General features: G+C 42.4%; 9 protein-coding genes. 4 read left to right on the top strand and 5 right to left on the bottom strand.

Features of this window, described 5'->3' with window-relative positions; genetic code table 11:
• Positions 1-735: an anti-sigma factor antagonist gene (locus HC965_RS20780; protein WP_223854965.1), complete on the bottom strand. Its 735-nt coding sequence runs from the start codon at positions 733-735 to the stop codon at positions 1-3.
• A 210-nt stretch (positions 736-945) separates the two neighbouring features.
• Here HC965_RS20780 and HC965_RS20775 point away from each other — a divergent pair, with 210 nt between their 5' ends.
• Positions 946-2091: an AraC family transcriptional regulator gene (locus tag HC965_RS20775; RefSeq protein WP_191033251.1), complete on the top strand. Its 1146-nt coding sequence runs from the start codon at positions 946-948 to the stop codon at positions 2089-2091.
• Positions 2092-2156: 65 nt separating this feature from the next.
• Here the strand turns inward: HC965_RS20775 and HC965_RS20770 are convergent, their stop codons facing one another.
• Positions 2157-3527: a TrpB-like pyridoxal phosphate-dependent enzyme gene (locus tag HC965_RS20770; RefSeq protein WP_191033250.1), complete on the bottom strand. Its 1371-nt coding sequence runs from the start codon at positions 3525-3527 to the stop codon at positions 2157-2159.
• 131 nt (positions 3528-3658) lie between these two features.
• Here HC965_RS20770 and HC965_RS20765 point away from each other — a divergent pair, with 131 nt between their 5' ends.
• From HC965_RS20765 to HC965_RS20755, 3 genes are read left to right on the top strand one after another with little or no spacing between them, the layout of a single operon-like run.
• Positions 3659-5488 (top strand): TrkH family potassium uptake protein, encoded by a 1830-nt coding sequence (locus tag HC965_RS20765; RefSeq protein ID WP_191033249.1) that lies wholly within the window; start codon positions 3659-3661, stop codon positions 5486-5488.
• Between the two features lie 4 nt (positions 5489-5492).
• Complete coding sequence (locus HC965_RS20760) at positions 5493-6179, top strand: TrkA family potassium uptake protein (RefSeq protein ID WP_191033248.1); 687 nt, start codon at positions 5493-5495, stop codon at positions 6177-6179.
• Positions 6180-6208: 29 nt separating this feature from the next.
• Entirely contained in the window at positions 6209-7240 is a 1032-nt protein-coding gene (locus HC965_RS20755; RefSeq protein WP_191033315.1) for an endonuclease/exonuclease/phosphatase family protein, read from the top strand.
• Between the two features lie 122 nt (positions 7241-7362).
• Here the strand turns inward: HC965_RS20755 and galB are convergent, their stop codons facing one another.
• The 3 genes from galB to HC965_RS20740 form a co-directional block, all read right to left on the bottom strand.
• Positions 7363-9813 (bottom strand): beta-galactosidase GalB, encoded by a 2451-nt coding sequence (gene galB / locus HC965_RS20750; protein WP_191033247.1) that lies wholly within the window; start codon positions 9811-9813, stop codon positions 7363-7365.
• Between the two features lie 65 nt (positions 9814-9878).
• A complete protein-coding gene (locus tag HC965_RS20745) occupies positions 9879-10961 on the bottom strand; it encodes a glycosyl hydrolase 53 family protein (protein WP_191033246.1) in 1083 nt (360 codons plus the stop codon).
• A gap of 23 nt (positions 10962-10984) precedes the next feature.
• Positions 10985-12706: a DUF5114 domain-containing protein gene (locus HC965_RS20740; RefSeq protein ID WP_191033245.1), complete on the bottom strand. Its 1722-nt coding sequence runs from the start codon at positions 12704-12706 to the stop codon at positions 10985-10987.
• Between the last annotated feature and the right edge of the window lie 3 nt (positions 12707-12709).

The following is a 12709-nucleotide window of genomic DNA, read 5'->3' as shown; positions in this document are numbered from 1 at the left end:
TTAACGGATGGTGAAAAGACTGGAACAGCCTGTCATATCGAATATTTTCCGTATTTCCGGTTTCATAGCTTCCAGGACAAGTTGTCCGTTATGTTGCGTGATGCTTTTTTGGAGTGTAATCATACTGCGCAAGCCGGAACTGCTAATAAACGATAAAGCCTCGCAATTCACAATAATATTAGGATTCTCCATATTCAGAAGCGGCTGCATGACTGTATTGAATGTATTGGTATTGGCTGTATCCAATCTTCCTTCAACGGTAAGTATCGTCACTTCTTCTATTTTGCATAAGTTGGTTTTCAGAGTAGCTTCCGGTTCGAAATTCATATCTATGTTTTTAGTCAGAATCAGCTCATTGTGATTATCGACAGAGTGGTATTCTACTTTGTCCATCGTGCGCCGGATCAGGAAAAGTCCCAGTCCTTTTGTCAACTGTTGGTCGAGTGATTGCACATTGTCGGAAGATTCCTTTTCCGTAGGGTCAAATGAGGCACCTTCGTCAATGATACGGGCAACAAGCATGCCGGGAGCAACCGAAGTCCGCAGAGTGATTTCACTTTTTAGATTGGGAGGATACCCGTAGCGGATAATGTTGGTTACTGCTTCTTCTATGGCAAGGTTAATACTCATAGTAATACTTGCGGGGAGTTGTAGCGACATTCCAAATTCTTCTATAAACTGGGCGATTCTTGTAACTTCATCCAACTGATTGTCAATGATGATCTCTTTTTCCATGTTTTTTAAGTATCGTGTCATATATAATGGCTTTTGTTTTGATTGCAATGTTTCGACAAATGTAGGGCTTTATGTTAAGAATAGAAAATTAATTGGGTTGAATTTCTTCCCATTTTACCGAAAATCCTTAGAATGGGACATATTTTAGCTGATAAATGATTTTTGTTTTTTCCTGAAAAGATTTATTTTTGCTCCTCAAAACAAAAAAGAATGGTAAATGTAATTGTTCTCTCCGTTGAATTACTGCTGGATGTTGTTGGTTTGATATTAGGTATGCGTGTTTATTCGCGTTCCTCGGATAATGGGCTTCAGAAAGCATGGGGAGTGTTAGCCATTACTTTATCCCTTCTCTTGCTATGTGACAACCTTGAATGGATGTGGATTTTCAGTAAAGGCGGTGAAGAAACTATTCCGCGTTTCACAGAATTGCCTATGAATCATCTTTCCATTTGGCATATTGTCCGGGTAATTGTCTTTTTCCAGTTCTTCTCACTGTTTCCTATGGTCTCTTTGAAGCCGGGATGGATTACGTTGTCGAGAGTTGTCAGTTTATGTATTCCTATCTTACTGATAGTCTGTATAGCTTGTTGTTATCAGTTTTTCAATGGCAATTATACGGAACTGAAATCATTTGATGCCATTTGGGAGAACCTTGATAAACAGGATGTGCGGGTACGGTTGATGCTGTTTATAATAAGTGTCATTACCCCTTCGGTGAACTTCCTTTTCCCTTATATGAGACGATTGATACCTATCCGCCGAAAGCAGAGCAGGGCGATGGTGATTTATATGTGTTGTTTTGGAGTGATTATGTCCGGCTATATTTGGTTGATGTTAGGTACCGGTGGACTGTCCTTTAATGTATTCGGCTATATTGTTATTCTCCCGACCATTTTTTTAAATGTATTATACCTGCGCAATGAAAATCCGCTTTCACTTCCGCCGCAACCTGTCGAAGAATTGAAGAAGGAGGAAATAGAAGCCATACGGGAGATAGCTGTATCCCCTGTTGTACTGGATGTGTCCAGCCGGATGCAAAGGCTTATGAAACAGAATACACCGTTCACCAATCCTGAATATTCTTTGGAAGACCTTCTGAATGACCTGAATACCAATGAGCATCGGTTCAACAAAGCACTTCATTATGAAGGATTCTCCGGTTTCAGAGACTATATAAACTTTTATCGTTTGCAGTATTTCAAGGAACAGGCGCAGTTGCAGAAGGATTTGTCGGTGAAAGAATTAATGTATTTGAGCGGCTTTACCTCGCGTTCCAGTTTTTACCGCTATTTTGCCAATGTAGAAAAAATATCTCCGAGCGAATATATGGAGATGCTTACCAAAGAAAATAAATAAGCCCGGACAATGAATGTACCGGGCTCGTTCTGTATATGTATGATTGGCTTTTGAAATCAGAAAGACTATTTAGCTAAATCTCCTATTTCATCCAAATTCTTTTGAATATCTTCATCTGTCAATGCATAGTTGACCAAATCACCGGCTAAGTATTTGTCATAAGAAACCATATCAATCAATCCATGACCGGAGAGGTTGAACAGGATAACCTTTTCTTCTCCTGTTTCCTTGCACTTGTTGGCTTCACGAACAGCGGCTGCGATAGCGTGGCAAGATTCCGGTGCCGGAATGATACCTTCCATCTGTGCAAACAGACAACCGGTTTCGAATGATTCCAACTGTTGAATGTCCACTGCTTCCATCAATCCGTCTTTGAGCAATTGGGAAACGATAACACCCGCACCGTGATAACGAAGGCCACCGGCATGGATATGAGCCGGAGCAAAGTTGTGTCCTAATGTAAACATAGGCAGTAACGGGGTATATCCTGCTTCGTCACCGAAGTCATATTGGAATTTACCGCGTGTCAGTTTCGGACAAGAAGCGGGTTCGGCAGCAACGAAACGAGTTTTCTTTCCTTCCAGGATATTGTGACGCATGAAAGGGAAAGAGATACCGCCGAAGTTGGAACCACCTCCGAAGCATCCGATAACTACATCCGGATATTCACCGGCCATTTCCATTTGCTTTTCAGCTTCCAGGCCGATAATTGTTTGGTGCAGAGCCACGTGGCTAAGTACCGAACCGAGTGTGTATTTACAGTTGGGAGTCATTTGTGCCAGCTCGATAGCTTCCGAGATAGCTGTACCCAGCGAACCTTGATAAGTAGGGTTCTTGGTCAGAATATCTTTACCGGCACGGGTAGACATGGATGGAGAAGGGGTGACCTGTGCTCCAAAAGTCTGCATGATGCTGCGGCGGTAAGGCTTCTGTTCATAACTGACTTTTACCTGATAGACGGCAGCTTCCAGACCGAAGACTTTTGCGGCGTAAGAAAGGGCTGCTCCCCATTGTCCGGCACCGGTTTCAGTGGTGATATTGGTAACACCTTCCTGTTTACAGTAATAAGCCTGTGCCAAAGCTGAATTTAGTTTGTGAGAACCGATAGGGCTCACACTTTCATTCTTGAAATAAATATGTGCCGGAGTACCGAGTGCTTTTTCCAGTCCGTAGGCACGCACTAGCGGAGTACTGCGATAATATTTGTACATTTCGCGAACTTCTTCCGGTATTTCAATCCATGCGTCAGTCTGGTTCAACTCCTGGCGGGATAGTTCTTCCGCAAAGATAGGAAACAGATCTTCTGCTTTCAGTGGTTGCTTGGTTCCCGGGTGCAATGGCGGCATCGGTTTGTTTACCATGTCAGCCTGAATGTTGTACCAGTAGTGTGGAATTTCTTCTTCCGGTAGGATATACCGTTTTCTTTTATCACTCATAATATTGTGGTTTTTAATTTTCTGCTGCCAAATGTAGACAAAATTTTTAATATTCAGATAATTTTGTCAACAAAGAATCGGTTCCGATTGTTATTTTAGTTAAGTTTGCACGACGTTATAAAAAATATGATATGAAGATTTATCATAAATTTCTGTTATACCAAAACAAACTACTAAAACCTTATGTACGTATTATACTAGGCTTAGTAGAAGCATTAACCTACTTAGCGTCCCTTGCGCTAATTGTCGGAGTTATTTACGAACATGGCTTTCCGCTATCGGTAGATGAAATAGCGAAAATACAAGTCCTGTATAAAGCCGTATGGGTTATCTTTCTGATTGATGTTACGCTACACATCTCCCTTGAATACCGGAGCACCAAAAAGCAATATCGAAGGTTGGCTTGGATATTGAGCGGTTTGCTGTACCTCACTTTGATACCCGTCATCTTCCATCGACCGGAAGAAGAAGGGGCTATTTTACAACTTTGGGAATTTCTGCATGGCAAGTTTTATCATTTGGTATTACTGCTGATATTCTCTTTGTTGAACCTGTCCAACGGGCTGGTACGCCTATTAGGGCGTCGTACTAATCCGTCTTTGATACTGGCTGTCAGTTTTCTTGCTATTATCCTGATTGGTACAGGACTGTTGATGTTGCCACGATGTACGGTGAACGGTATTACCTGGGTAGATTCGTTGTTCACGGCTACGAGTGCGGTATGTGTCACAGGATTGGTTCCGGTGGATGTCTCCACCACATTTACTACCGGTGGTCTTGTTGTTATCATCTTGCTGATTCAGATAGGTGGCTTGGGAGTGATGACTTTAACCAGCTTCTTTGCGATGTTCTTTATGGGAAATACTTCCCTTTACAATCAGTTGGTTGTCCGTGATATGGTCAGTTCCAATTCATTAGGTTCGTTGTTGTCCACTTTATTATATATACTGGGATTTACTTTAGTAATTGAAGGCATCGGAATGATTTCTATTTGGTTCAGTATTCACGGCACGCTTGGAATGAACTTTGAAGATGAATTGGCTTTTTCCGCTTTCCATTCTATTTCCGCTTTCTGTAATGCAGGATTCTCCACACTTTCCGGGAATTTAGGAAATTCAATGGTAATGACTAATCATAATTGGTTGTTTATCTCTGTTTCCCTACTGATTATCCTGGGTGGTATCGGTTTCCCTATTTTGGTAAATTTCAAGGATATAGTATTGTATCATTTGCGCCATTTTTGGAAGTTTGTACGTACCCGTAAACTGGAAAAGCACAGAATGCTCCACCTTTATAATCTGAATACGAAGATTGTATTGATAATGACTTTCCTGCTGTTGGTTATCGGTACACTGGCAATTGCTGCTTTTGAATGGAATGCTTCTTTTGCCGGAATGCCCGTTGCAGATAAATGGACACAGGCATTCTTTAATGCAACTTGCCCCAGAACAGCTGGCTTCAGCAGTGTCGACCTTGCCTCTTTGAGTGTACAGACATTATTGGTTTACCTGGTACTGATGTGGATTGGTGGTGGGGCACAGTCTACTGCCGGTGGTGTCAAGGTAAATGCCTTTGCGGTAGTCGTTCTGAATCTTGTAGCCGTGTTGCGTGGTTCAGAACGGGTGGAAGTATTCGGCAGAGAACTTTCTCACGATTCTATCCGGCGTTCCAATGCTACAGTGGTCATGTCATTGGGTGTATTATTCCTCTTTATTTTTATATTGAGTATCCTTGAACCGCAGGCTTCGTTGATGGCATTGACTTTTGAATGTGTCTCGGCGCTTAGTACGGTAGGTTCCAGCCTGAACCTGACTCCAAAATTATGTGATGCAAGTAAGTTATTAGTAGCATTATTAATGTTTATCGGACGTGTGGGTTTAATTACGTTGATGCTTGGAATTGTGAAACAGAAAAAGAATACAAAATACCGTTATCCGAGTGATAACATAATCATAAACTAAAGATATGAAGTATATTATTATCGGTTTAGGAAATTACGGCTATGTGTTGGCCGAAGAATTATCAGCACTGGGGCACGAAATTATCGGTGCGGATATAAGTGAAAGCCGTGTGGACAGTATCAAAGATAAGATTGCCACTGCATTTGTGATTGACGCGACGGATGAACAATCTTTATCGGTACTCCCGTTGAATAGTGTGGATGTGGTCATTGTTGCGATTGGCGAGAATTTCGGTGCGTCTGTGCGTGTAGTTGCTTTGCTGAAACAGAAGAAAGTGGAACGTATCTATGCCCGCGCGATTGACGGAGTGCATAAGGCGGTACTGGAAGCTTTCAGCCTGGAGAAGATATTGACACCGGAAGAAGATGCTGCCCGCAGCTTGGTGCAATTGCTTGATTTCGGGACAAATATGGAAGGTTTCCGTATTGATTCGGAATATTATGTCGTGAAGTTCACTGTGCCGAAGAAGTTCGTGGGATACTTTGTCAATGAACTGAATTTGTATGAAGAATTCCACTTAAAACTTATCGGACTGAAACGGGCGGATAAAGTCACCAATTGCCTGGGCATCTCTCTAACAGAACTTCATGTGAAAAACGAACTGCCGGAGAACGAGAAAGTAGAAGAAGGCGATGAGTTAGTTTGCTACGGTAAGTACCGTGACTTCCAGTCCTTCTGGAAAGCTATTTGATAATTATTCATGTTAACTTATAAAATAAAATACGATTAAAAAGACTACTATTACCAACCCTTTTGTTGTTGGTCGCTGTTTTTGTGAAGGCACAAAAAAGCAATGAATTTACAGTGTTACAATGGAATGTATGGCAGGAAGGTACTATGATTCCGGGAGGATATGACGCTATCATCAATGAGATTGTCCGTCTGAAACCTGATTTCGTGACTTTCAGTGAGGTGAGAAATTATAATAAAACGAATTTCACGGCACGTGTATGCGCATCACTTCAGGAAAAAGGACTGAAGTATTATTCCTTTTACACTTATGACACGGGCTTACTAAGTAAACACCCTATCACGGATTCCCTGACTGTCTTTCCGGAAAAGGACGATCATGGAAGCATCTATCGTCTGACAAGCTCTGTGAATGGAAAGAAAGTGGCGGTTTATACTGCTCATCTGGATTATTTGGATTGTGCATATTACGATGCCCGTGGTTATGACGGCTCTACTTGGAAAGAAATTCCGCTGCCTGCGTCAGTTGAAGAAATTCTGAAAAGGAATGTAGCTTCACAGCGGGATGACGCAATTCGTATGTTTATAACCCAAGCTGAAAAAGACTTGGCAAACGGCTATCAGGTGATTGTAGGCGGTGACTTTAATGAACCTTCCCATCGTGACTGGATAGAGCAGAATAAGAACCTGTATGACCATAACGGATTTGTAGTACCCTGGACAGTAACTACGTTATTGGAAGAAGCCGGATTTACAGACAGCTATCGGAAAATATATCCTAATCCCCTGACGCATCCGGGATTTACCTACCCATCTGATAACTTGGCAAAAACTCCGGAAAAGATAACATGGGCTCCCAAAGCGGATGAACGCGACCGTATCGACTTTATCTTCTATAAAGGAAAAGGACTGAACGCAAAGAAAGCAATCATCTTCGGCCCACAAGAGTCTATCGTGCGTGCCCAACGTGTAAAAGAGACATCGAAAGATAAATTCCTGTTACCACTGGATGTATGGCCGACCGATCATAAAGGATTGTTGGTGACATTTACCACTAAATAAACATCAAAGTCATATTTTTTTAACTCCAAACGATAAATGAGAAAGCCGGATAATCAATCGGACTCTGAAAAGACTCCCGATGATTATCCGGCTTTCTTATGACATTTAAGAAGTAGCGTTAATTATTTCGTTTGAATACGAATATTTCCTGCTTTTACACCGTTTGCCTTTGCAGTAAGCACAATTTCACCAGTCGTTTCACCCGATTGTACAATGGCTGTCAACATTCCGTTGAAAGCATGCATTTTCGGAAGATGGAACTGCTCAAGGTTAGTAGGGTCACCGTTGGCGGCGGCACGATATTTACCGGCTCCTTTGGCGGAGAAGTTAATCTGACGGTTATCGGCAGGGCAGAGGTTTCCGTCTTTATCTACTACTTTTACAGTGATATAAGCCAAGTCTTTCCCGTCTGCTGTCAGTTCGTTCCGGTTGCTTACCAGTTCGATGTGATGAGGCTTTCCGGCAGTACGAACCACTTTCTCCGCTACTGCTTTTCCGTCTTTGTTATAGGCTACTACCTTTACTTCGCCTGGTTCATATACGGCATCCATCCACATCAAGCGGTAACGGCTTTTTAGTGAACTGTTGTTCTTGCTTTGCTTGCCGTAGCTCTTCCCGTTGATAAATAATTCAGCGGTAGGATAGTTGGTATATACAAATACAGGAGTGATTTCACCTTCGCGTCCCGGCCATGTCCAATGAGGCAGGATATGCAATGTTTCCACATTCTTGTTCCATACACTGCGATAGAGATAATAACGGTCTTTAGGCAGACTGGCAAGGTCTATAATACCAAACATGGAACTATGATTCGGCCATGAATCGACATCGTAAGGCGACGGTTCACCCAGATAATCGAATCCTGTCCAAACGAACTGTCCCATAGTCCAGTGATTATCATCCGCCAAGGCAAAATCTTCATCGGGAATATTCGACCACGGACAGGCTTCCACATCATACGAAGAACATTGATGGTCTTCATATTTAGCGCCTTTCTTATCCTCAACCGGGAATTTATAGACTCCGCGCGAGCTAACGGTAGAAGCTGTTTCGCTACCCAGAATCAGGTTCTGTGGAAGTTGGTCGTAAGACTCTTTATAACGTTGGGTGCGATAATTAAGCCCCGGTATGTCAATCATAGCCGCAAAGCCATTGGCAAGTACACAAGTCACTTGATCCATCCCGCAAGTTACGGGGCGGGTGGGATCTTCACGGTGGCAAATATCCTGCAAGAATTTAGCTACTTTATAGCCGACAGGACTACATTGAGTCGGTACCTCATTACCGATACTCCACATCACTACACAAGGATTATTGCGATAATTGTGAAGCATATTCACCATATCACGCTCCGCCCATTCATCGAAATAACGGTGATAACCGTTTGTACATTTGGCAATATCCCATTCATCGAACGGTTCAATCATCATCATAAATCCCATTTCGTCACACAAAGCAACAAGTTCGGGAGTCGGCATATTGTGCGATGTACGAACAGCGTCACAACCCATATCTTTCAAAAGAGTAAGTTGGTGACGAAGAGCCGCCACATTGATAGCAGCCCCCAACGGGCCTAAATCGTGATGATTGCATACTCCCTGGAATTTACGATGTTCACCGTTCAGGTAGAACCCTTTGTCGGCTATGTATTCAATACTACGGATACCGAAACGGGTGGTATATGTATCTACCAACTTATCATCCGCATAAATCTTTGAAACAGCTTTGTAGAGCGACGGACTTTCCGGCGACCAAAGTTCGGGTGCATTTACGATGAAATTCTGTTCAAACGGTTGCCCGTGATTGATTCGGCTTGTATTTTCTTTACGGGTAACGACCTTTCCTTCCGGAGAAAGAATTTCTGTCTCTACACGGATTTGCGTTTTCTCACCGGAATTCTCAATTTTCGTCTGAAGACGTACGGCTGCAAAGTCCTTGCTCACATGAGGGGTTGTAATTTGCGTGCCCCATACAGGCACATGTACTTTCTCCGTCACAATCAAGTGTACATTACGATATAATCCCGCTCCCGGATACCAGCGCGAAGACTGCGGACGGTTTTCCAAACGTACGGCTAATGTATTGCTCTTGCCGTCTTTATTCAGGAAAGGGGTTACATTGCAATGGAAAGAATTGTAGCCGAAAGGCCAAAAACATGCTTCTTTCCCATTCACATAGACACGCGCTTCACTCATAGCGCCATCAAAGAGTAATGTCACTTCTTTGTTGTCTGTGGGAGTGTCAAAACTGGTGCGATACCACCCGGAACCTACATAAGGCAGTCCCCCGGTACGCCCTGTCTTTAAAGATGCTTTTTTCTCGAAGTTCTGTGAGACAGCAACGTTCTGAAGGTCGTTGTTAAGGTCGAAAGGGCCGAAGATAGCCCAATCGTGCGGAATAACGACCGATTCCCATTTTGTGTCATTGAACTCCGGCTGGCTAGCCTCTTTAAAATCTCCTTTACTGAACTTCCAGTTCTTCTCGAGCAGTGTCTCACTTCGCTGCGCTTGCAGGCTGCAAGCGGCTCCCATCAAAAGTACAGTTATCAACTGTTTTTGGTGTTTCATGTTCATTTTCACTTTTCAGGTATAAATAATTTTGGATTCGGGGTAAAGATATAAAAAATGATCCAATAATATTATCTTTTAAAAGCATTAAATGCACTTGTGGGCTTGCCACTGTCGTCAAACATGCCTTTATGATATCCTTTCCAACCATTATAACATTGGGGCTCCCAAGTGAATACACCGAGACATTGATCTACTTGTTTGGCCTTCGTCATGAAGTCGGTAAAGAATTCTTCTGCCTTTTCATAATTCCAGTTTACGCCGATTTCACACATCATCACCGGAGTATTGTATTTGGCTATTAAAGCCTTCATATTGGCGATGCAATCATTATTCATCTGTTCCCAATCATCAGGTTCTCCCGTTTCGGGCATCATGTCAGGATAGAGTGACATTCCTATAATGTCCCATTTACCGCCATTTTGTTTCAGACCATCGAAGATATTGTTATATAAACTGGCTCTTTGCCCTTGATCCAAATGCACAATGACTTTAGCTTCGGGATAGATCTCTTTTACCGCATCATAACCGGTAGTTATGAATTGTGCGAAGTTTTTGCTTCCTTCCTCTGTTGTTGTCTGACCGGTAGGGAACAGCATACCCTGATGTGTTTCATTACCTACCTGTACCCATTCCACATCAATACCATTTGTTTTCAACATACTTAGTACCTCTTTGGTATGATCGGTAATGGCTATTTTTAATTCTTCCACATTTTTATCTTCCCATGCAGTCGGTTTATATTGTTTACCGGGATCTGCCCAAGTATCGCTATAATGAAAATCAATCATCAGGCGAAAACCTAATTGTTTAGCTCTCCATGCCTTGACTAATACATCGTTTTTATTGCACCATCCGAATACATCGTCACCGGGGTTGACCCATACGCGTAAACGAATAGCGTTCATACCGAGACTCCGTAGCAATTCCATACATTCTTGCTTTACACCGTCGGCATCATAAAAAAGATAACCGGAATTTTCCATTTCCGTTAGCCAACTTACATCTGCTCCCTTGGCAAAGCCGGACATATCATAAATCTCTTCCTGTTGTTTCGGGAATACGGGAGAGTTTTCATCGTCATCACATGCGGTGAAGAAGGCTCCGCACATGAGTGCGGAGGCCAGAAGTATAATATATTTAAATCGTTTCATAATTTGCTGTATTGATATAATTATCATTGTTTTTCCATGGTAAATGTCATCTTACTCATATCGAGTTTGATAAGGTATGTTCCGGTTTCCGCCGGGATGATATTACCGGAACCGTCTCCGTTAGTCAGGTATAAGCCATCCTCAAGAGTTCCTTTCAATGTCGAATCCCAATTAAGGTTATCGGGATCACAGTTCAACAGGAAGTAGAATCCATATCCGATAGTGTTGATTTCGCAAGTTGCACTCCATATCCCCGTTGCAGCATCATAGGTCATTAGGTCTTTTGTTAGATCCCAATTATTAAGATCTCCGTAAACATTGATTTGCTTGATTTCTGTTGGAGCCCATGTTAAGTTGGCATAATCCACATTTATCATATAACTCTTTTTCTCTTCGCTTTCGAACCAAATATCATAGTTTCCGTCTGCTGCGGAGAGTTTGTATAAATCATTAGGATCGCAGCCATACCAAGTACCGCTTGCCGGTTCTACTATTTTGAAGTTTTCATTGCTTGTCGTTTGGAACACAGTGCGGTAAGTTCCTGCTGTTTTGTCAGCTTCCAGTTTGGCATACAGATTACCCCACCAGGAACTCGAACCTTGCATTTCCAGGTATTCCGGATAAGTCGGTTCAGGGCTTCCGCCTGTTGTTATTGTTGCTGCCCATTGTTGCGGGTTACTTAAATCTATAGTCAGTGTATAATCACCTGCTTGTGGAACATTTATTGTAATATCACTGGCTGTTGTTCCAAAGGTGAGTCCGTCGGCATTTCCATTAAAAGCAAATGGAGTATCTTTAGCGAGATCGTCACTGATTGAATTATTACTGTCGATAGTAGTATGGTCATACTGTTTGCCTGTCCCGCTGATTCGGATTGCGACATTCCCTGCTTCTGTAGCCGTAAATGTACCCTGCCATTGATTGGCAGAACGATCATAGTTCATTGTGATACCATCATCTATGCCGTCTACTGTAAGCGATGGGAGTAATAAGGCAGTCCATTGTTTTGCCTTCGTATCGAAATTTACAAAGTAACATCCTGCCGGATTGGGGAACCATAAAGTCCATGTACCTTCAGAAGTAAGAATAAAGGCACTGCCGACGTCGTTGGAGTTAGCTGTACGCCAGATAGTTCCGTCTGCTTCCTGAAAGAGGAAATTCATCCAACTGGTTGCTCCGATAAATCCGGTATAAATTCCATTAGAGTTGGCCGAAAATAAATCTATACCCATATCTTGTGCATCTTTGTCAAGGATATTTCCGAATCTCATATCCAATTCATAAGATGTGATAGTAACTTTTTCCACATTGCTGTAAGCTGGGGCAATATTATTTCCTGTTGTTCCTTTTAGGCGGAAATAGAAAGCGGTAGCTACTTCGGGAGCTACTCCAAGTGAGTTTGCTACAATATTAAGGGCTGCACCCGTGTAAGATTTTGATAAGCTGGTTTCGGTGGATTCAACAACAGTTCCTGAAAAATCTTCTGTTAATGATACCTGCATTATTGTTTTCAATACATTGGGTGCTTTGGAATTTGGGTCGCTCACTTGTAATGTACGATCCGTCCATGCAAATGACAAAGCGTAAAGTTTGGCAGTCGCTTCAGTCAATACCACGGCATCGGAAGAGGCTATCAATTCATTCTCTGTCAGGCTCGACAGATAATACTTATCTGTATCATCCTCACAGGCAACCAGTATGAAGAGGGCTGCCAATGAAAGGAACAGACTATTAATTGTTTTCATATA

Source organism: Bacteroides sp. GM023 (assembly GCF_014750685.1).
In the GTDB taxonomy this organism is placed as follows: Bacteria; Bacteroidota; Bacteroidia; order Bacteroidales; family Bacteroidaceae; genus Bacteroides.
Note: the sequence above shows the minus strand (reverse complement) of the source record. Positions and strands in the feature narration are given on the sequence as shown.